The sequence below is a fragment of the Paenibacillus sp. 01T442 genome, from assembly GCF_056398345.1.
In genome coordinates this window covers 52,577-74,162 of the sequence record NZ_JBFTPF010000014.1, presented here as the reverse complement: position 1 = coordinate 74,162, position 21,586 = coordinate 52,577, and the positions used below count along the sequence as shown (strand labels likewise).

Annotated in this window: 16 protein-coding genes and 1 riboswitch; of the genes, 14 read left to right on the top strand and 2 right to left on the bottom strand. The window is 44.6% G+C overall.

The genetic code is table 11. From position 1 onward, the window contains the following. Positions 1–157 precede the first annotated feature (157 nt). The 11 genes from AC1DLM_RS13920 to AC1DLM_RS13870 all read left to right on the top strand — a co-directional run bounded on the left by AC1DLM_RS13920 (position 158) and on the right by AC1DLM_RS13870 (position 10,723). Positions 158–1,072, top strand: a complete 915-nt coding sequence (locus tag AC1DLM_RS13920) for a dihydrodipicolinate synthase family protein (RefSeq protein WP_441988673.1) — start codon at positions 158–160, stop codon at positions 1,070–1,072. A 203-nt stretch (positions 1,073–1,275) separates the two neighbouring features. Continuing rightward, positions 1,276–2,688: an ABC transporter substrate-binding protein gene (locus tag AC1DLM_RS13915; protein ID WP_441988674.1), complete on the top strand. Its 1,413-nt coding sequence runs from the start codon at positions 1,276–1,278 to the stop codon at positions 2,686–2,688. Between the two features lie 76 nt (positions 2,689–2,764). After that, the gene (locus AC1DLM_RS13910) at positions 2,765–3,640 is read left to right on the top strand and encodes a carbohydrate ABC transporter permease (protein ID WP_477570310.1); all 876 of its coding nucleotides are present in this window, start codon (positions 2,765–2,767) and stop codon (positions 3,638–3,640) included. A 14-nt stretch (positions 3,641–3,654) separates the two neighbouring features. Beyond that, on the top strand, positions 3,655–4,497 hold the full coding sequence (locus tag AC1DLM_RS13905; protein WP_477570309.1) for a carbohydrate ABC transporter permease: 843 nt from the start codon (positions 3,655–3,657) through the stop codon (positions 4,495–4,497). A 26-nt stretch (positions 4,498–4,523) separates the two neighbouring features. After that, the gene (locus AC1DLM_RS13900; RefSeq protein WP_441988677.1) at positions 4,524–5,213 is read left to right on the top strand and encodes an N-acetylmannosamine-6-phosphate 2-epimerase; all 690 of its coding nucleotides are present in this window, start codon (positions 4,524–4,526) and stop codon (positions 5,211–5,213) included. 3 nt (positions 5,214–5,216) lie between these two features. Continuing rightward, on the top strand, positions 5,217–6,095 hold the full coding sequence (locus AC1DLM_RS13895; RefSeq protein WP_477570308.1) for an ROK family protein: 879 nt from the start codon (positions 5,217–5,219) through the stop codon (positions 6,093–6,095). Positions 6,096–6,159: 64 nt separating this feature from the next. Then, entirely contained in the window at positions 6,160–7,014 is an 855-nt protein-coding gene (locus AC1DLM_RS13890; RefSeq protein WP_441988679.1) for a MurR/RpiR family transcriptional regulator, read from the top strand. 32 nt (positions 7,015–7,046) lie between these two features. Then, positions 7,047–7,517: a NanQ anomerase/TabA/YiaL family protein gene (locus AC1DLM_RS13885; RefSeq protein WP_477570307.1), complete on the top strand. Its 471-nt coding sequence runs from the start codon at positions 7,047–7,049 to the stop codon at positions 7,515–7,517. Positions 7,518–7,849: 332 nt separating this feature from the next. After that, a riboswitch (guanidine-I (ykkC/yxkD leader) is annotated at positions 7,850–7,958 on the top strand. A 65-nt stretch (positions 7,959–8,023) separates the two neighbouring features. Beyond that, positions 8,024–9,043: an ABC transporter substrate-binding protein gene (locus AC1DLM_RS13880; protein WP_477570306.1), complete on the top strand. Its 1,020-nt coding sequence runs from the start codon at positions 8,024–8,026 to the stop codon at positions 9,041–9,043. A 35-nt stretch (positions 9,044–9,078) separates the two neighbouring features. Continuing rightward, positions 9,079–9,897: an ABC transporter permease gene (locus tag AC1DLM_RS13875; RefSeq protein WP_477570305.1), complete on the top strand. Its 819-nt coding sequence runs from the start codon at positions 9,079–9,081 to the stop codon at positions 9,895–9,897. A 1-nt stretch (position 9,898) separates the two neighbouring features. Then, complete coding sequence (locus tag AC1DLM_RS13870; RefSeq protein WP_477570304.1) at positions 9,899–10,723, top strand: ABC transporter ATP-binding protein; 825 nt, start codon at positions 9,899–9,901, stop codon at positions 10,721–10,723. Between the two features lie 390 nt (positions 10,724–11,113). Here AC1DLM_RS13870 and AC1DLM_RS13865 read toward each other — a convergent pair whose 3' ends face one another. Continuing rightward, entirely contained in the window at positions 11,114–11,902 is a 789-nt protein-coding gene (locus tag AC1DLM_RS13865; protein ID WP_477570303.1) for a phytanoyl-CoA dioxygenase family protein, read from the bottom strand. A 227-nt stretch (positions 11,903–12,129) separates the two neighbouring features. Between AC1DLM_RS13865 and AC1DLM_RS13860 the strand changes: the two genes are divergently transcribed. Continuing rightward, entirely contained in the window at positions 12,130–13,191 is a 1,062-nt protein-coding gene (locus tag AC1DLM_RS13860) for a LacI family DNA-binding transcriptional regulator (protein ID WP_477570302.1), read from the top strand. Between the two features lie 91 nt (positions 13,192–13,282). On the opposite strand, the gene AC1DLM_RS13855 is transcribed toward AC1DLM_RS13860, so the two are convergent. Beyond that, a complete protein-coding gene (locus AC1DLM_RS13855) occupies positions 13,283–14,251 on the bottom strand; it encodes a cation diffusion facilitator family transporter (protein ID WP_477570301.1) in 969 nt (322 codons plus the stop codon). Between the two features lie 664 nt (positions 14,252–14,915). On the opposite strand from AC1DLM_RS13855, the gene AC1DLM_RS13850 reads away from it, so the two are divergent. Then, positions 14,916–19,985, top strand: a complete 5,070-nt coding sequence (locus AC1DLM_RS13850) for an Ig-like domain-containing protein (RefSeq protein WP_477570300.1) — start codon at positions 14,916–14,918, stop codon at positions 19,983–19,985. Between the two features lie 231 nt (positions 19,986–20,216). Then, on the top strand, positions 20,217–21,578 hold the full coding sequence (locus AC1DLM_RS13845) for an ABC transporter substrate-binding protein (protein WP_477570299.1): 1,362 nt from the start codon (positions 20,217–20,219) through the stop codon (positions 21,576–21,578). Positions 21,579–21,586: the final 8 nt, after the last annotated feature.

The following is a 21,586-nucleotide window of genomic DNA, read 5'->3' as shown; positions in this document are numbered from 1 at the left end:
TGACAATTTCAAAACATAACCTAGCAAATCCAGAGGAGGAAGGGGTTGGTGGAAATATTTTTTATAAAATATAAAATGGTGAAATTAATTTACAGAATGGCGTTTTTATGATAATGTTGATCTTGCCAAACATTATAAACATTAGGAGGGGAATTCATTGAGATTAGAAAAATTCCATGGAATCATACCAGCATTTTACGCATGCTATGACGATCAAGGTGATATCTCAGAAGCCCGAACCAACGCATTATGTGATTATTTGTATGAAAAAAAAGTCAATGGGGTTTATGTCGGGGGAAGTTCCGGTGAATGTATTTACCAAAACCTTGACGAACGCAAAGCGGTGCTTAGCTATGTGGCAAACCGTTTGAAAGGCAAAATGACGTTGATTGCCCATGTAGGGGCACCTTCTACTAGAGACAGCATTGCATTGGCGAAACATGCAGCTGAATTGGGATATGATGCTCTATCTGCGATCCCGCCTATTTATTTCAAGCTGCCAGATAGTTCTGTTTATAAATATTGGAATGAAATTATCGATGCAACTCCACTAGACTTTATTATATATAACATTCCGCAAACGACAGGTTATACATTAACTCCGGCGCTATTTGAGAAGCTTCTTGCTAACCCGAAAGTAATCGGTGTGAAAAACTCCTCAATGCCAACGATGGATATCGAACGATTCAAAAGAGTCGGCGGAGACAACGTTGTTGTATTCAATGGCCCTGACGAACAGTATGTCGCTGGAAGAATTATGGGAGCTGATGGTGGAATCGGCGGCACTTACGCGGCTATGCCGGAATTATTCTTACAAGCTAATGAACTCTTCCTTCAAGGTAAGTTTGAAGAAGCGAAACGCATCCAAAGCTGTATTAATGACATCATTATCGCGCTTTGCTCACAGAATGGATCCATGTATGCCGTTATTAAAGAAGTACTGAATCGCAGAGGCGTGAACATTGGCAGCGTTAGAGGGCCGTTAGAAGGCATCAGCAATGAAGACTTAGGACGAATAGATAACATTGTGACAATGATCGATGAAGCGATTCAGGAATTTTGTAAACGATGAAAAAAACCATTGTATGCTTTGGGGACTCCAACACATGGGGCTACAATGCAGAAACGGGTTCAAGATTCGATGAGGAGATGAGATGGACGAGCCATCTCGCCTTCACATGTAGGGAGTCGTACACGGTTATAGCAGAGGGGCTCAGTTGCCAAAGTTTATACAAAGTCAGATCGCATCTAGAATAATAGACAAGGGGTAGATTTATGATGAAAATTAAACGCTTTCCAATAGCAGTTTTGGCTCTGACGATGTTGACTTCAATTGTCGCGGGATGCACTAGCAGTAATAAAGAAGCCACTAGTACTAGCAATGCAGGAGAAGCTACTGGGAAAAAGGTAGAGCTTAAAGTTTGGCTGACACCACAGTGGAAAGGTGTTCTGGATTCTACAGAGCCTGGCGCTGATTACGATAGCTTCTTGAAAGCGGCAGCTGATAAATTTACTGCGCAATACAAAAAGTATGATGCGAAAATCAAAGTTGAAGTTATTGCAGGCGACCAACGTGATCAGCTTCTCAATGTCAACTTAAGCAGCGGAACGGCGCCAGATGTATTTTTTGAAAGCGTTTTTGCAATGGGCGATTATGTTCATCGCGGTGCTTTAGTGCCGTTAACTGATATTGTGGATGATGCATCCAAAACCGACATTGCCAAAAACTTTTGGGATGCGGTGACTTTCGGCAAAGATGTTTATTTCTACCCGTTCCAACATAACCCAGGAACCTTGGTCTATAACGCGGATATGTTCAAAGCAGCCGGTCTAGAGAAATACATTGGTGGACCTAATGATATTAAGACGTGGACACTAGCCGAGTATGAGCAAATTCTAAAAGGTCTGAAAGATAACCTGCCGAAAGATAAGTATTCCAATGCTTATCCGATGTCACTTTATGCTGTAAATAATCAAGGGGACACATGGAACCTTGCCTATATGAGAATGTTCGGTAATAAATTCTTTGACGATAAAGGAAATATCGTGCTTGATGATGCGAACGGTGTTAAAGCTGCGACTTGGTTGAAGAAAATCAAGGACGCAGGCTACACGAATCCGGGTCCTGAATCGGTATCGTCCAATGATGCGAACGGCATGTTCCGTAATCAGCAGTTAGCGATCAGCTTTACGAATCCGATCTTGTTCAACAACACCAAAGCGGATATGGCTAGCGGCAAGAGCGCGAAGTTCGATGTACGCCTAGCTAATATTCCGTCTGAAAGCGGAGATCCATTGTCCTTTACGTACGTAGTGGGCGCGAGCGTATTCCAAAATAAAGACAAAGCGAAAGTCGAAGTAGCTAAAGATTTTGTTAAATTCTTCTCCACAGATCCTGAATTGGTGAAGTCTTCGAAGAATGGTATCCCAGTAAGAACTTCAGTATCCAGAGAACTCAAAGATGTGAACCCGCTCTTTGCAGCTTACGATGCAAATTCCAAGTATCTATTTAACTTCAGCGGTAACGTTCCAGGCTATAGCCAATTACGAGAAGTGCTTTACCCTGAGCTTCAAGCCCTATATACAGGTGCCAAAACTCCTGAGCAGGTTGTGAAGGATTATCAGGCCAAAGGTAATAAGGTTATTCAAACGAATAAAGAGAGCTCAGTTATCTATCAAACGAAGTAAATGAATCATCAATAACCGATTAATAGCCTTGGGATCCGAGTGATCCTAAGGCTGCTAATTAGAAAGGAAAACCGATATGAGAATACGCAGTCAATCCCTCAAAGATAGTATCACCGGTTACCTATTTATTTCACCACAGATGCTGATTTTCTTAGTTTTCTTGGTATATCCGATTATTGAAGGTATAAGACTTAGCTTGTATCGGATCAATTATCAATCTGAAAAGTTCGTTGGACTGGATAATTATGTGGCGCTGTTTAACGATCCTGTATTTTTCAAAGCGCTCATAAATACCGTTGTGTTCGTCGTGTTTATCGTTATTCTTACGGTCGGTTTCGCACTGTTTGTAGCTTCCGCTGTATTTGACAAGAATGCCAAGTATGTTTCATTCATTCGAGGTAGCTACTATGTACCGGTAATGGTCTCAATGGTTGTCATGAGTATGGTGTGGAGTTTCTTACTGAATCCTGCGAATGGGTTAATTTCTTATTTCTCTCAGGAAATGGGTTTGGGTAATGTTAATTTATTGGGGAAAACAACAACGGTTATGCCGGTTATTATATTCGTAACATTCGCAACAAATRTGGGACAAGCGATCATTCTTTATATCGCCGCGATGCTGGGCGTATCGAAAGATCTGTTTGAAGCGGCGGAAGTGGACGGGGCGAGCAGATGGCAGGTCATTTTCAAAATATTGATTCCTTCTGTCCAATCCACGACTATTTATATTGTGATCATTAACATCATTGCTGTTTTGAAAATATTCGTAGTCATCCAGCTCTTAACTGGTGGTGGACCGAATAATGCTTCCGTAACACTGATGTACTATCTCTACAATAACGCATTTAAATATAATCAACTTGGTATGGCTTCAGCTGTTGGGGTAATCATGTTCGTGATTACATTATTGTTGTCCGTGCCTCAGTTAAGAAGCTTAGTCAAGGAGAAGTAAAGGGGGTATTCAGCATGTCGAAATCAAACAGCAAGAAGAAAATGGAGCGGATTGATATCATATCTAATGTGATCATTTTCATCTTCGCGATATTTAACTTGTTTCCTTTATATTGGMTCTTTACAAGTTCACTTAAAAATAGCTCGGATGTTGTGAAAATGCCGCCTGACTGGTGGCCAACCACGATTACTTTCTCTAACTATGCGGACGTATTTCAAAGTCAACCAGCTCTGAGATGGGTATTCAATAGTGTGTTCGTTTCTGGTGTCACCACGGTGCTTGTAATCGGTGTTGGGGCTATGGCCGCTTATGCCTTTTCGAAAATTAGGTTCAAAGGCAGTAATATCATCTTCATTATTTTTGTAGCGAGCTTGATGATTCCGAAAGAAATCATGATCGTTCCGCTATTCCGGATCACGCAGCAATTCGGGATGGTGAACAGTTATAACGGCATGATCTGGCCGAACGTTGCCACTGCATTTGGTGTGTTTTTGTTAAAAGGGTTTTTCGATACAGCACCAAATGCTTTAAGAGAAGCGGCGAGAATTGACGGAGCTAGTGAATGGAAGACTTTCATGCAAATTATGCTTCCGATTGTTAAACCTGGTATTGGTGCACTATTTATTTTAAACTTTGTACAAGTATGGAACGATTATTTATGGCAGTCCGTCGTTGGACAAGAGAAAAATATGAAAACACTGATGGTAGGTACGGCAACTTTGATGCAGGATCTTAATCCGAATTTTGCCTATAAAATGGCAGGAGCCACGGTTGCTGCAATTCCAATGCTGTTAATATTCGTTTTGTTCCAACGTTATTTTACCCAAGGCATGACGGCTGGCGCAGTGAAGGAATAAAAATATAGGTGTGGAGTGGGGAACGGATGGATACAAATAAGACAATTCTGGAAATGATTAAAGGGAAATTGGTTGTTTCCTGCCAAGCATTACCTGAAGAACCGTTGCACAGTCCATTTATTATGGGGAGAATGTCCTATGCGGCTTACTTAGGCGGTGCTTCGGGAATTCGAGCAAACAGCGTAGCAGATATTCATGAAATTAAGAAACATGTCGATTTGCCGATTATCGGGATCATCAAGCAAGTGTACGATGGATCGGATGTTTTCATTACGCCTACCATGAAAGAGGTCGATGCGCTTTGTCAGGAAGGTGTAGATATGATAGCAATGGACGCAACCGACCGCATAAGACCGGATGGCTCCACGATTTCAGATTTATTTCCGCAAATTAAAAAGAAATATAAGAATCAGCTCTTTATGGCGGATTGCTCGACGTATGAGGAAGCGGTCACGGCAGTTGAACTGGGTTTTGACAGTGTGGGTACAACATTATGCGGTTATACGGAAGCAACGAAAGGCAAGCCTTTGCCAAATTTCGAATTGGCACAGAAACTCGTTGCGACATTATCCGTCCCCATCATTGCTGAGGGTGGCATCTCGACACCTGAAGAATTGAAGCGATTATTTGATCTAGGTATCTACTCGGCTGTTGTAGGATCTATCATCACGCGACCGATGGAGATTACCAAACGATTCGTTAAGGCGATCCAATAGCTTATGAAAATTTTAGCGGCAGATATTGGTGGTACCAACACGAAGATGGGGATTTGCGATGAACGAGGGAATGTCGATCAATATAAGGAATATCCCACTGAAAGCCTCAAGGGAGGCCCTCATGTCATAGAGAAATTGCTTCTCCAGCTTGCGGTGTATGCGGATTACGATGCTATTGCCATAAGCACAGCTGGACAAGTCAATTCCGAAGAAGGGTATATTGTTTATGCAAATGAGAATATTCCGGATTATACGGGAATGAAAATCAGAGAGATCGTTGAAAATCGATTTAAGAAGCCTGTTAGAGTTGAAAATGATGTCAACGCGGCAGCATTGGGAGAGGCCTATTTCGGCGCAGCGCAATCGTTTCAAGATTTCTTATGTCTTACGTTCGGAACAGGTATCGGCGGAGCGATCGTTATCGATCGTCAGATTTACCGAGGAGCTAAGGGTGTAGCTGCGGAATTCGGTCATATCATTACGCACCCATTACCAGACGCGCGCGGTGGAGAGAGAAAGCCTTATTATGAAAACTATGCCTCAACGACAGCATTAGTTCGAATGGCGCAACAGGTGGATCCGGAATGTGTGGACGGCAAGGTTTTTTTTGGTAAAATAAGATTAGGAAACGAACCATTGCAGAAGGTCTTACTTGCTTGGGCGGCAGAAGTAGCCGTTGGCTTAGCTTCAATTATTCATATTTTTAATCCCTCGGCTATTATTGTAGGGGGCGGTGTGATGGAGCAAGAGGAACTCGTTCGTGCAGTCGAGGCCCAAACGCAAGATTTGATCATGGAAAGTTTTGCAGACGTGAAAATTCTTAAGGCTTCTTTGGGAAATAAGGCTGGTCTATTGGGCGCGGCCTCATTATTCTTACGCTGAAAGAGGCGCATTCGCATCATTGTTGCGCATCATGTCTGAATCTTGAGGCTAAGAGGGTGATCGTGTGCGCACAATCAATATTTTTACAACTATTCATTCTAAATATAACAACCTAACAACGACCGAGAAAAAAGTAGCGGACTATGTCCTGGAGAACATAGACAGAGTTGTCTACATGTCAATTACAGATCTTGCAGATGTTTGCGGGGTTGGCGAATCTAGTATATTCAGGTTCTGCAAGTCCTTGAGCTACAAGGGCTACCAAGATTTCAAAATTGCCCTGGCACATAGCATTACCGTGGAAAATGAAATTCCGCAGCTTACCGAGAAGGTTTTGATGAATGATTCCATCGCACAAGTTGCATCCAAAGTTCTGTCAACCAACATAAGTGCGTTAAACGAAACGTTCAACTTAATTGATAGCTCCAAAATCGATGAAGCCATTAATTACTTACTTCAAGCAGAAAAAGTCATATTTTTCGGTGTAGGCTCATCTTTAATGACAGCCATGGAAGCGAAAATTAAATTCATGCGCATCACCAACAAAACGGAATGCACAATTGATTCACATCTTCAGATGATGTCGGCAGCGTTGATGACCAAACGGGATGTGGCTGTGATCATCTCGTATTCGGGCTCAACCAAGGATACGATTGAGGTGGCCAAAAAGGCGAAGGAATGCGGGGCTACCGTCATTTCGATTACCCGCTTTGTCAAGTCGCCATTAACTTCGTATTCTGATCTTACGCTGTTATGTGGAGCCAATGAAGGCCCTCTGCAGGGAGGTTCCTTGTCGGCGAAAATTTCGCAGCTCTATTTGTTGGATGTCTTATATGTGGAATACTTCAAAAGATCCTACGAGGAATCGATTAGGAACAAGGAACATACAGCGGAGTCCGTGGTCGTGAAATTGCTTTAAAGGATTAAACATGTGCAATGGGGGAACAGTCCATGATTTTAGGTACAATGTCATTGTGGGAAAAACAAAATAAATTTGAGCATACAGTTATCGTAACGGCCTTAGAGGAACTTAATCTACTGCTTAATGGTGACGTGCCTGAAGGTCGAGTAGAGATCAAAGGTGATCAGATGTACGTATCGTTTATGGAATTTGATGCTAAGCCGATGGACGAGCAGCTAGCTGAGAAGCACGAGTCGTATATTGATATCCACTACTTAATCGATGGAGAAGAGACGATCGGTTGGTTTGCGGATCGGGAAGATCTCCGTGTTGTAAAAGCCTATGAAAGTGAACATGATTTTGCATTATATGATCCATCGGCAGACGAGATTTTGCTTCATCTCAAGCCTGGCATGTTCGCCGTCTTTTTCCCTAACGATATTCATAGACCTGGCATGGGGCAATCATCGAAAATCAAAAAAGCGGTAATTAAAGTTCATGTGGGGCTGTTACAGCCTTAGTTCGATACTTGTTTGTTCGTCACTTGTAAAATATAGATAACCGTTAGCTGTCTATAGACAAAGGCCCCATTCGCAGTTTAAGCGAAGGGGCTTTTTGGTCATGGTGACATGAGACTAGGCGGGCTGAACAGGCTGTTTATCTAACATCTGAAGGCGGAAAAGAATTGAATATATCGCGGTGCCCCCGTCAGGACTGTATTTATGTCATGTAACATCACGTAAGTGGCGATTTTGAACTGGTTAAAATTAATTATGTTATATATGTTGACACAAACGACCAATCTAAGTATGATATAAACAAAAGTAAGACAACGAAGTAACAACCGCATAGCAAACTTGTTTTCTAGGGTTCCGCGATAGAATGAAGGCTATCGGTCAGGTCCAAGAGAAGACACACGGTGAGCTTCATCGTGCACACGGAGGGATAAAAGCCCGGGAGGATATCAGGATATGATATCATTCCGGGCTTTTTCCTAATCATTTTATACAGAGAGGGAGTTCGGAGAATGAGACAAAAAACAATATTTCTGATGTTGGCGGTATTATTAACTTTTACAGTAATCAGTGGTTGTGGAAGCAAAGAGGCGAGTACGACAGCAGGAGGCAGCAAAGAGCCAATCAAGTTGGCGCTTAGTCCATGGCCGGGCTGGTTCGTGTGGTACCTTGTGAAGGAGAAGGGCTTTTTCGAGAAAAATGGCGTGAACGTGGATCTGGTCTGGTTCCCTGTGTACAGTGACTCCTTATCCGCACTCGCTTCAGGTAAAGTGGATGCAAATAGTCAAACGTTAAGCGATACACTAGCTCCAGCAAGCAAAGGCATTAAGTTGAAAGCAGTGCTGGTGAATGATAATTCGAATGGCGGCGACGGTGTTGTCGTGAAGCCAAGTATCAATTCTTTGAAAGATTTGAAAGGTAAGAAAGTCGCGACTGAGCTTGGAACCGTCGATCATCTTCTGATGCTGACAGCGCTTGAGAAAGCCGGATTAGCAGAGAAGGATGTCTCTTATACGAATATGACAGTCAACGATGCAGGGCCAGCGTTCATAGCGGGTAATCTAGATGCAGCGGTGCTATGGGAGCCATTCCTAAGTAAAGCCATCCAAGAGGGGAAAGGGAAGTTGCTCTTCTCATCCAAGGATACACCAGGATTGATTCCTGACTTACTCGTATTTAAAGAAGAAATTACGAAGAATCGTCCAGACGATGTGAAAAAAATCATTAACGCTTGGTTCGATGCATTGGACTACTGGAAAGCGAACCCAGAAGAGTCTTTGAAAATTATGGCTAAAGCGGCAGAGACGCCGATTGATGAATACAAAGCTGGCGTGGATAGCGTGAAGATTTTCCAACTGGAGGATAACGTCAAGGCTTTCGCTAAAGGGGATTCCTACGAATCGCTAGCCTTTACTTCTATTAAGACGGCCGAATTCTTAAAAGGCTTAGATATGCTGAGCACAATACCGAAAGCGGAAACCTTCTTGGATGGCCATTTTGTAGAGGAAGTCATGAAGGAACGCAAGAAATAAATTAAAGCAATAAAGGCTGATCAGGAGGGCTGCAGATGGAAACGCTGGTGAAAAAAAGACGCAAGTCCACATTGTTTGCCATACGAGGTGAAATTAGCCGTAAATCATATTTGTCAGGTGTTGTGCTTATCATTGCGGTTCTGTTATTGTTCTGGAGCGTAATGAGCTATGGCAACTTGGTTAATCGTACATTCCTTCCAACACCGGATCAGGTGCTCCGGCAGTTTGGGATTCAATTACAGAACCCCGTGTTCTGGCAAAATGTTTGGATCAGTATTTTCCGAGTGGGCGGTGGATTCTTGCTCGCTTGTATCATCGGGATACCGCTAGGGATCCTGGCAGGTACGTATAAGTTTGCAGAAGCTATCCTAGTACCTCCTACTGAATTTATTCGGTATATGCCTGCGACGGCGTTCATTCCCTTGATCATGGTGTGGGCAGGGATTGGCGAATGGGCGAAGGTCCTCGTCATCTTCCTGGGGTGTTTCTTCCAATTGATGCTGATGGTTGCTGACAATACAAGGTCGGTCTCCAATGATCTACTGCAAACCTCGTATACGTTAGGTGCGAAACGCTGGCAAGTTATCGAAAAGGTGCTGATTCCTGCACTGCTTCCAGATTTGATGAATACGCTCCGCTTAATCATTGGATGGGCATGGACGTATCTGGTTGTAGCTGAGTTGGTTGCGGCTAGCAGTGGTCTTGGATTTTCGATCATGAAGGCGCAGCGGTTCTTGAACACGGATCAAATTTTCGTAGGCATAATTGCGATTGGTTTGCTTGGCTTACTGACGGATCGCACATTTGCTTATTGTCATAAGCGATTTTTCCCATGGTTGGAAGGAGGACGTTAAGATGGAAGCATTAAACTTAGATTATAACAACGTACCTTCTGAGGGGACTATTGCGGGTGCTGCTGTACGAAAAATTGAGGCAGTTGATGTTACGAAGGTGTACAGTACGAAGAAGTCGCAATTCGTAGCTTTGGATCGAGTGTCCTTTCATGTGGATGCGCATGAATTTGTCAGCTTTGTCGGGCCCTCAGGCTGCGGGAAGTCTTCCTTATTGCGGATTATTGCTGGATTAGAGCCCTTGACGATGGGGGATCTGAGTATCAACGGGCATGAGATTGAAGGTCCTGGCGCTGACAGAGGCATGGTCTTCCAGAGCTATACGTTATTCCCCTGGCTATCCGTGAGAGAGAATATTGAGTTCGGATTGACGTTGAAGGGTGTTCCTTTATTTGAAAAGAGAGCCATATCCGATCACTTCATGGAGCTAGTCGGGTTGCATAAGTTCGCGAAATCATTGCCGAAGGAGCTTTCGGGCGGGATGAAGCAGCGGGTGGCGATCGCGCGGGCTTTGGCGAATAATCCGGATGTGCTGCTCATGGATGAACCGTTCGGCGCGCTGGATCCGCAAACGAAAAATGCCATGCAGGAGCTGCTGCTGCGTATTTGGGGAAAGGAGAAAACGACGGTTGTGTTCATCACGCACGATATCGAGGAAGCCATCTTCTTATCGCAGCGGGTGTATGTGATGCAGGCGCATCCAGGCACGATCCGCAGTGAAATTGTCATACCGCGCGGGTTGCGGCAGGTAGAGGATGTGAAGGATTCCGAAGCTTTCGTGAAGCTGAAGAAGCAGATCATTTCGTTGATTGGGCATCACGACGAGTAAAGGTATAGGGGCACCATAGCAGATGATCTGCTAGTGGTGCCTTTTGTGTTTGGTTGTGACTGCATCAAGTAAGCAGCAGATGTGCATTAGGGGAGATGGGTGGTATAGATGAAATAGGTGAGATAGGTGAGATAGGTGGAATAGATGAAATAGATGAAATAACTGGAAAACATCCAGCTATTTCGGGGGAAAGTTCCGTTTTATTGAAGTAACTGGAAAACATCCAGCTATTTTGAGCCATTTTGCTCAAAAACCGCAGAAGTGAGTAAATTAGCTACATGAAATCCATCTAATTCTGATTTTGAATCAAATAGGGAGAATTTAGATGGAGGTTTTCCAGTTAATCATTCAAAACGCCAAAAGAGTAACAGATATCCTATCCCATACCGCTTAGTCAGATTGTGGAGCCGATGCTAAGACGGGGAAAAGCCGCCCCTTAAGGAGTTCACCTTCCTGAAAGCTAGAGCCTTGGGTGAGCTCATGATTGCTTTTGCTATTAAAAGTGGCATTCTCCGGCATATAGACGATGGTCAAGACTCGGCGTGGTTTGTCAGATTTGTTGGCATGCGCATAATGAAAAGTGAGTCCATGATGAAGTGTGAAGCTGCCGCGTTTGAGAGGGACGTTGATAGGTCGGCGGAGGTTTGTACCACTTTCCTTGGTGAGCTCGAGTAAATCGATGGGATGGAGGAAGTCGACATTCGTTAATTTCCCTTCCTTATGAGAGCCTGGGATGAAGGACAAGCACCCATTCACATCATCCACATCATGCATCGGCAGCCATAGGGTTAGGACGTTCGATTCATGCATGGGAAAATAAGTGGCATCCTGATGCCAAGGTGTAGGTTTGGAATCTCCGGGCATTTTCCAGAAGGCTTGATCATGGAATAAGCGGACGCCGGTTGAACCGGAAAATTGCCTGGCAATATCCGCAAGTTTGGGACTTAGCACGTAGAGGGCCATACCGGCAGAATCCCGCCATGTATTCATTTTGCTGTTGAGAATTTTGAAGTAGTCGGAGTCCTGCTCCACACTTTGTGTATGTTCGCCTTCAATCGCCATGACCTCGTCGAGGTAAGCGCTCAGCTCGTTGATTTCCTTTTCCGACAAGACATCCTCTAACTGGACAAAACCATTCTCTTCATAAAATGCGATTTTCTCTGCGGGCACTTGAAACATGGGGGTCACCTCTTTGTTCAAAATGGGTATGGCAAGTGAAGCGGKAGTCTCAATTGAGTTCATCATACTCTGATGCTTATTTTTCTGTAAGTAGTGATGTCTAAGATTTGGTAGAAATGCTAAAGAGCAGAAGCGCTTTTGGATTATTTGCAAAAAAGACAGAGATTTGACGAGCAATCCCCTTCTAGCTACAATGAGTTTAAGCGTTTCAAGAATGAGGGCATAGGATGAAAAAAAACAAACAAGCTACCATCGTCGATGTTGCCTCTGAGGCAGGTGTGTCCATTGCGACGGTGTCGAATGTTATTAACCGAAGGAAGGTTCCGATGTCTCCGGAAACCATCCGCAAAGTAGAAGAAGCGGTTGTCCGACTAGGTTATCGCCGAAATGTCATGGCAACGAATTTAAGTCGGCGACGCTCGAATGAGTTAGGATTGATTCTCCCGCATTTTGGCGGGTATTATGGCAGATTTGCTGAGAAGCTGGAACGTAGGTTTCACAGTTACGGCTATCACTTATCTGTATTCTCAGCGGCAGGCATGGATCCTGAAGTGGAGACGAGGCATATTGAGCATTTGCTGCAACGACGAGTTGATGGATTAGTTTCACATGGCTTGGCGATCAGCATGCATTCCACACAGCAATTAGTCGGTGAAGGAACGCCGCTTGTCATCTTTAACGGGTGGGGATGGCCGAATGAGATTACGAAGCTGGCGGTGAATTTGGATTTTGCCAAGGCCTCGAGCCAGGCCGTTCAGTATTTTCTGTCACATGGCTGCCGAGCTGTTTTCTATGCGGGAAGACGGAAGGGAATGGGCGCGAATGAGCAGCGCATCGAGGGTTTTCGGGCGKGGCTAGGTGACCGAGCGGAGACGATCGTCCATGCGCTTTTGGATGCAGGAGAGCTGGGTGTCGCTGGAACTTTGGAAGAGGCGCTGCGTGTGAGCGGCGGGCTGCGACCTATCGGCATCTACACGTTCAATGATGCGTTAGCGCTGGAGCTGATTGCTGAATGCCATGCACGAGGCATCCGTGTTCCTGAGGAAGTGCAGCTTATAGGAATGGATAATGAGCATTTTGCGAAGGCGAGTACTCCTTCCATTACGAGCTTCGAGATGCCAGTCGAGCTGCAAACGCGTTTAGTTGCGGCTTTCCTGATGCGGCAGATGGGGGAAGAAGTTGACGAGGAAAGCGCGATGCTGCTGGATTCGTATCTGGCTCAGATGAAGGGGCATGAGCTGCTCATCGATATGGAAATGGTTGTGCGTAATTCGACGCATAACGAATAGAACCGTTAGTCACCTCGGAGGTGATTAACGGTTTGTTTGTTTAAAAGTGAAAGGCGGTTTCCTTCAAGTTTGGTAGGTCTATGCTGGAGCGCTAGGCGCTTGTGTGGTTTTGTTGTTTCAGCTGCTTTTGCTGCCGCAGGAAATCTTTCCCGTATTCCCCGTGCGGATTAATGTCCGCGTGTTCGATTTGAATCGTGGCATGCTCGATGCCGTACTTGCTCTTTAACGTCTCATTAATAGCGAGAATGACACAAAAAGGCTGAATGTTAGGACTAATAAACACGTGCGCAGTCAGGGAATAATGGTCGGTCGAAACCGCCCAGAGATGCATTTCGTGGACATCTTCTACGCCTTCAACCTTCGCGATCACAGAGCGGATTTCGTCTAGATTAAACTTTTCAGGGACGGATTCCATCAGGATCATGAAGGATTCACGAATTATTTTGCTGCCACCTGTAAAAATAATGCCCCCAATCACGATCGAAATCAATGGATCGAACCAGAGAAGACCTGAGTAATAAATTACAATGGCCGAAATGATGACACCCACCGAGCTAAGCAAATCTCCGAAAAAGTGCCAGAGCGCGCTTTGCACATTCAGATTGTCTTCCTCCTTGACGCTGTTATGGAGAACCAACGTAAGGACGAGGTTAACGACGAACCCGATCGAGGCAATGCCTAGCATGAGTCCCAATTGTATCGGTTGAGGGTGGAGGACACGTTGGACGGCTTCAATACAAATTCCCAAAGCGATGATGCAAAGCGCTAATCCGTTGAGAAAAGAAGCGACAATTTCAAAGCGCAGGAATCCAAAAGTGAAGCGAGCATTAGGCTGACGCGTAGCTAATTGGAGGGCAACCATACTCAGACCAAGCGCAATGACATCTGAAATCATATGAGCCGAATCGGATAAAAGAGCAAGGGAATTCGATAACACCCCACCGATAATTTCAACAAGCGTGAAAAAGGCCGTTAATATGAGGGTAACCCACAGGGTTTTTCTTGACTTACTTTGTTCTTTCACATGGTGGAGATGATGATAGTCATACTCGACGCTCATAGGGTACCTCCTTATTTATAATTATTCTAATTAGTGTATACTTAGTATATGCCACTTGGGTAAAACGTGCAACAGGAATTGGGGAAGAATTTGAAGGTGAGGTGGGGAGCGGTGCAGTGCGGAGAGCGGAGAACGGAGAACGGAGAACGGAGAACGGAGATAGCAAATTAGAATATAAAGCGTTTTCTAATTTGTAACATAAATGAAATATTCCTGTTATGGTTCCATAATGTTCACTTGGTAATATAATAAACAAGACCCCCTTTTTAATATAAACTTTTAGAACCTGGCCCCGTTGGCTGGGTTCCTTTTTTTATTCAGGGTAAATTACCCTTCTGGCTGCCAAGCCCAAACGAATAAACAGCACCCTCAACTCTACAGTTGAAGGTGCTGTTTCCGTTATCTAGATACTCCCTAACGATCATAATGTCCATCAATGACCGCAAATATATCAATAATCGATACGCACGAAAAGTCGACAGCTTGAAGATATAATTTGTCAGCTTGTGCGCATAGCAAGGTCTTTTGGCGTGTGTTAATTTTAAGTAAGCGCTTTATATTACTTTGTAGCTGGAGAACGGGGGGAAGTTTTTTTGTTTTGAGTTACATGTTAGGGCTATCACGAAATCAATGACCTCTCAGAAGGTCAAGGAGGTAAATGTTGTTGAGAAGAGTACTTTCACTAGGGCTATGCTTCATGCTGCTGATCAGTTTTTGTCTTGCATCCAAACCAACGGAAGCCGCTGCAGTTTCACCTTTGAACTTAGTCAATAATAATTTGACATGGACGCTTGAAAATGATGCGCTTCGTACGAAAATCGAGTACATGGATAATGGCAGTATACGCATGACAAGCTTCTATAATAAAGCAGCGGGTGTCGAGTATATGCCGCAGGTTGCAGCGGACAACGACTCCACATTATTTCATTATAATTATCGTTATTTGGAAAATGGGGAGACGGGGAAAGAAGCAATTGGAACAACGCAAAGTCTAGACGCTAACGACGGCGGATACGTGCTGGGGACTCCTACGGAGCACGCGATCACGATGAAGGCAGCCGATGGACAGATCTCCACCGTTGGAACTCGATTGGAAATACCAGCAACCAAAAATGGGATAACCGTTACGCTTTCTTTTGAACTGTACAAAGGCAGTGCGGGTTTGAAATATCAAGCATATCTCAAAAATAACAGCCCGAATAAAAGGCTTCAAATCACATCTTCAGATGTTATCAAGCTTGACTTTCCGGATCAAGCCCACAATCTGCATTATGCCTATATCACCAAATGGTCCAGTACAACTGGTGGCGTAGATAAAGCAAATGCGGCTAAAGTTAGTGAAGATATTAAAGTTATTATTAATCGTTATGATACCGGTGATGGTTTCTATGTGGGGCCTGAKGTCAATTCCAAAACGGAAATTCTGAAAAGAGATCCAAGCTCGCCAGATACAGGCGCTCCCTATATGGCCAGATCCTTCGCAGGAATTAGTGCCTTTAAAGGGGATATGGTAAAGGTCTCCACGAACCCGGAATCTCTGCAGCTTGTGTTGTTCCCAAATGAGCAATTCCCTTATATTGCAGTTAACTTGGCTGTCTTTAAGGGGGATATTGTAGATGGTAAAATGGCCGTCGAAACGCATTTGAGAGAACGGTTCAAGTATAATCATACCTCAACCATTCTCAATACGAACGATTGGCAATGGGGTACAACTAAACGCAATGAAGCGTACTACCGCTCTGTAGCTGTACCGAAGGCGAAAGCAGCTGGATTTGATATGGTGATGTTTGATGATGGCTGGAACAACGCTGATGATAACGGTACATCAAGAGACGGCACACAAGCACTACCTTCCTATACGGACAACATGATTGGACTGGCCAATTACTATAAGGATCAAGGGCTGATGTTTGGTCTATGGTTTTCCATGACGGGCGGTTATCACAACCGAGGGAATGATTTAGCCGATCCTGCTGTCATTGCTGCTAAGAAAACCAGCATTGAATATATGATCCAGAACTATCATTTGTCCCATCAAATGGTTGATTTAACGGAGTTTTGGCCGAATCAAGCCGTTACGACATATTCACATCCGACGGACAATGTATATCGTAAAAACGTGTTGACGAATCAAGTTCTGAACGATGTTGTGGATGAGTATCCAGATTACAAAGCGAAATATACAACAGAAGTGGATATTTGGCCAACACAGGGGGACCGTTCAAATGAGCTGTTACATGTCATTGATAACGGGTGGACAACATCGTCAACTGAGTACGGAGAAACGTTGGATGTTCCAGTTTTTGCAGGACTGTTTGGGCATTTGCCGCTGAACTCCGTCTATTTCAACAGTGGAGATATGACCAATGGTGATATGTCGATGTATTATAAATACTTATTTGCTAGAAACGTCAAGCATGGAAGTGATCCGAATACGTGGAACCAGAAAAACATTGATCTGATGGCCAAATTCAATATTTGGCGCAAATCCGAGCGAATTCATACGCTAACAGATTCCATCTTGCGCCCCGTTTATAACGGCGTAGGTTGGGATAGTAACGTGGCAGCCGACTGGAATCAGAATGCTGGGCCTTACGTAATGATGCAAGTATCGGACAATAAGAACGAGGCGCTAATGATCGCAACCGGTGGAGGTAAAACAGGACCATCGGCGGTGAATGTTAATCTTCGTTGGTTGGATCCTGCGAAGCAGTACCTGATCGAAGATGTATCGCTCGACGATACAGGGGTGCACACGTATCGCTTTAAAGGACTTTTAACAGGGGATCAGCTGAAGAACTTTGCTATTGATTTAGACGAAAATTCTTCGAAGGGTAGAGCTTACTGGATTAAAGCCTATCAAGGCGATGAGTATCAAGTTCTCTATGCGGATGAATATGTTACGAATGCTATTCTTTCCAAGAATAACGGAAAACTGATTATTCAAGGTACAGGAACAGCGGGAAGTACTGGCAAGGTGATTGTGTATGGCAAGCAGGAGCAAGCCGTCATGATCGTTGATTTACACCTTGATAGTCAGGGTACGGGTCAGTTGTCCATCGATCAGTTCGAAGCGATGGAAGACGTCTTTATTCCGAAACTGCCAACGGCAAGTACTTTTGTCGCTGCGGATTTATTCACGGCCAACAAGACAACGGTTAGCGGCGGTACCGCAACTAAAGTAAGCAGTGGTGCAACGCCGAATGCGTCACCACAAGGCGGTATGAATTTTGCGTCTACACTTACGACAGCGGGTAGTTATATCGAATATAGCATTCCTGTTCCTAAAGCGGGTGTCTACAATGTTCAGGCTGCAGCCAAATTATCGACGTCGCGAGGAAGCGGGCAATGGTTTATTGAGGGAGCAAGTGCCGGCGGTGTGTGGAACCAAAATGGGGCAGATTCCATTAAATTCTTTGACTTGGGAACGGTAACATTCGAATCAGCAGGTGAGAAAAAATTCCGTTTCGTCTTTCAAGGTGGCTCGAACAAAACGATTAACACGGACCGCTTTGTGCTTACACCTGTTGATGTTATGCCAGGAAGTACGAACGATCCAAGTATCGCAATCACGGGGGCTTCTTCAATAAAGAAAGGAGAATCCGTGACAGTAAGCGCACAAGTGAACGGGTTGCACCCATTCTATTCCACAGGGGACTACGTGAGATGGAGTGTTGAGAATCAAACTGCTGTGAACGGCAGCAATAAAGTGGTTTCACTTCAAAACAATGGCTTGGAAACCGTTGTGACAGGTGTTAATCCAGGTACTGCTACCTTGAAATTGATGAGTACGATCAATGCCAAAGCTGTTAGCTATCTGCAAATAACGGTGAATGCGGTGCTTACATCCCTAACACCAGTGTCAGTGACGACAGTGAGCGGCACAGCGCCACAATTACCAACGGTAGTTGAAGCTACCTATAGTGATAACACGACGAAAAGTTTGGCTGTTAGCTGGGATAATATCCTCGCGGGTCAGTATGCATCGGCCGGTACGTTTATCGTATTGGGAGATGTCGCAGGTACGAATTTACGTGCAACGGCGAATGTAACAGTGAATGCGCCAAATGAACCGCAAGCGCTCATTACATCCCTAACACCGGTGTCAGTGACGACAGTAAGCGGCACAGCGCCACAATTACCGACGGTAGTTGAAGCTACCTATAGTGATAACACGAAGAAAAGTTTGGCTGTTAGCTGGGATAATATCCCTGCGGGTCAGTATGCATCGGCCGGTACGTTTATCGTGTTGGGAGATGTCTCAGGTACGAATTTGCGTGCAACGGCGAATGTAACAGTGAATGCGCCAGATGAACCGCAAGCACTCATTATATCCCTAACACCAGTGTCAGTGACGACAGTGAGTGGCACAGCGCCACAATTACCGACGGTAGTTGAAGCTACCTATAGTGATAACACGACGAAGAGCCTGGCTGTTAGCTGGGATAATATCCCCGCGGGTCAGTATGCATCGGCCGGTACGTTTATCGTGTTGGGAGATGTTGCAGGTACGAATTTGCGTGCAACGGCGAATGTCACCGTAACGGCTGCGAATACGCCGGATCCTGGTGAAAGTGGAGGAGTTCCTAACCCAATGACACCATCCCTTCCTGCCCAGCCAACCAAAGAAAACACCATTACAGGCGAGCAGTTGAAGCAGGCGCTCGAGAAGTCAGAGAACCATACGCTGCAATTGGATGTTCCCAAAGGGGAGTCCGCTTCATCCTTAATAGCAACGCTGCCACTTGCGATGCTGCAAGAGATTGGCGCGAAGGGAATCACGCAGCTAGCGTTCAAGTCAGGAGATTTACGTATTTCTTTACCAGTTCAAGCCTTGCGAGCAGATGCAGATGCAGATGCAGAAGCGAAGAACTTAACGATTAACTTCAGTCTGTTGGATGCTAAAGGACTAACAGAGAAAGAAATCCAAGCAGTAGGCCGTGGTTCGCTATATAGACTGGCTATTCAAATGGATGATAAACCAGTGACAACACTTCATGGGTCTTCAGCAAAAATTGAATTCGCGTATAAGCTCCAACCTGGAGAAAAGCCAGAGCAGGTTGTCGTGAGTGGACTAACTAGCGATGGGAAGCTAAAGGTGCTTGTTCATGGCACTTATCGGATAGCAACAGGAGAGATGGTATTTGCTGCAAGTGAGCCTGGTGACTACGTAGTAACATACAACAACGTAACCTTTGACGATTTGAAAGGCGTGTCTTGGGCGGAATCTAGCATTCATGCGCTAGCCGCTCGTGAAATCGTTCATGGTGTTGATAAAGGGAAATTTGATCCGAACAGCTCGGTGACACGCGCTGAATTTCTAGCACTGCTCATGCGGACTTTTGGGTTGGATCAGGGTCAAGACCGATCAAATTTCAACGATATTCATACCACTGACTGGTATTACAGTTCGGTAGCTGCAGCGCAGAAGCTAGGCATTATTAGCGGACGCGAGGATGGCAGCTTTGGAGCAGATGGCAACATCTCACGCCAAGACATGGCTGTCATGATGTATCGCACGTTACAGTTGCTTAAGATGAGTCTGAGCACAAATGGACAACAGACGAGCTTCAACGATGCCTCACAGATCGCAAGCTATGCACAAGATGCGATTACAGCCTTGCAGAGCTCAGGCATGATTGAAGGCAGTGGGGGCAGCTTTATGCCGAATGATGCTGCATCAAGAGCAGAAGCGGCGGTCATTATTCAACGCTTGTTACAGCAAAGCCAATAAGGAAGAAGGAGCTGCTGTTACCTTGTTGTAAATAACAGGGAATGGCAGTTCCTTTAACTAGACCTCTATCACTTTATGAGGATAAAATATCAATAATTGACTATGCTGAGAAGGTTGTACAATGAAGATAGTTTTTATCAAGTCGGAAGCGTATTCACGCATTTATCGGGATGGTACATTAATTAAGGGGAAAGAAAACGCTTTATATTTTATAACTGGAGGCAAGTTACAATGAAAATGATATCCGGAAAGATGATCGGAATGGCTTGTTTGGTAGCCATTAGCACTTCACTAGCAGGGTGTGGCGACAATAATTCAACTTCTACAGGAACGACTCCTGCAGCTTCATCGAGTCAGACGACTAAGCCTGCTGATGCCAAACCGGTAACACTGCGCTTCTCCTGGTGGGGATCGGATGCTAGACATAAAGCAACTTTAGCGGCGATTGATGCTTATACGAAATTGAATCCGAATGTGAAAATTGAAGGCGAATATCAAGGTTATGATGGTTACCAACAAAAAATCATGACGCAAATCGCAGGTGGCTCTGCACCGGATATTATGCAGCTTGACTACCCATGGCTTCCCGATTTGTCTGCACAAGGCGATATATTCGTTGATTTGGGTAAAGAACCTGGCGTTGATTTAACCCAATTCTCTAAGAAAATTTTAGATGAGTATGACTCTATCAAAGGCAAATTAGTTTCCCTGCCAATGGGAACCAACGGCTTCGGAACGATGATTAATAAAGCATTCTTCGATAAGAATGGTCTAGATACGAAAACACAATGGACATGGGAAAGTCTCATCGAAGAAGGTGGGAAAATCAATAAAACGAACAAAGGACAATACTTGTTTGCCATTGAGCCAGGAACGACAACGGGGGGACTCGGTGAATTCGTACTTAGTGAGTATTTGTACTCCAAGAATGGTACGTACTGGGTATCCAACGATCGTACATTCAAAGCAACCAAAGAAGATATTACACAAGGCATAACGGTTATGAAAAAATTGTTTGACAGCGGAGCAGCACAACCGCTAGGCGACGCAGCACTATTCAGCAGTAAAATGGAACAAAATCCGAAATGGGTTAACGCTGAAATAGGAATGACGCTGGATTGGTCATCAACGGTCGGGAAATATAAAGCCGCTGCAGGCGAAGGGAAATTTGCGGTGGGAATGCCGATTTTTGCCAAAGACGGTAAAGTACAAGCGGTGAAAACGAAGCCTTCCATGATCGTTTCAGTGAATAAAAAATCTGCTAGTACGCAAGAAGCCACCAAGTTTGTGAACTGGCTGTTGAATAGCAAAGAAGCATCCCTAATTTTACTTGACACACGCTCCATTCCAACTTCTGAAAGTGCGAAGAAAGCGCTTGTTGAAGCTAATAAAATTGACCCAGATATCGCTAAGATGGTTGATAACGCATTGAAAAGCCCTGCATCACCACCCCCAACTGTACAAAATAATCCTGAAGTCGCGGATATTATCCGAGATATTTGTGAAAAGGTTATCTTCGGCAACCTCACTCCAGAGAAGGCTACAGAGCAGTTGATGCAACGCGTTCAGGATAAATTTAAAGATTTGAAGTAAGGTAAGGT

Bases quoted from the DNA above. Each gene is read 5' to 3' on its own strand.
- AC1DLM_RS13915 (WP_441988674.1), top strand. From the start codon at position 1,276: ATGATGAAAATTAAACGCTTTCCAATAGCAGTTTTGGCTCTGACGATG.
- AC1DLM_RS13865 (WP_477570303.1), bottom strand. From the start codon at position 11,902: ATGTTTCAAGTGCCCGCAGAGAAAATCGCATTTTATGAAGAGAATGGT.
- AC1DLM_RS13880 (WP_477570306.1), top strand. From the start codon at position 8,024: ATGAGACAAAAAACAATATTTCTGATGTTGGCGGTATTATTAACTTTT.
- AC1DLM_RS13875 (WP_477570305.1), top strand. From the start codon at position 9,079: ATGGAAACGCTGGTGAAAAAAAGACGCAAGTCCACATTGTTTGCCATA.
- AC1DLM_RS13895 (WP_477570308.1), top strand. From the start codon at position 5,217: ATGAAAATTTTAGCGGCAGATATTGGTGGTACCAACACGAAGATGGGG.
- AC1DLM_RS13900 (WP_441988677.1), top strand. From the start codon at position 4,524: ATGGATACAAATAAGACAATTCTGGAAATGATTAAAGGGAAATTGGTT.
- AC1DLM_RS13855 (WP_477570301.1), bottom strand. From the start codon at position 14,251: ATGAGCGTCGAGTATGACTATCATCATCTCCACCATGTGAAAGAACAA.
- AC1DLM_RS13870 (WP_477570304.1), top strand. From the start codon at position 9,899: ATGGAAGCATTAAACTTAGATTATAACAACGTACCTTCTGAGGGGACT.
- AC1DLM_RS13845 (WP_477570299.1), top strand. From the start codon at position 20,217: ATGAAAATGATATCCGGAAAGATGATCGGAATGGCTTGTTTGGTAGCC.
- AC1DLM_RS13885 (WP_477570307.1), top strand. From the start codon at position 7,047: ATGATTTTAGGTACAATGTCATTGTGGGAAAAACAAAATAAATTTGAG.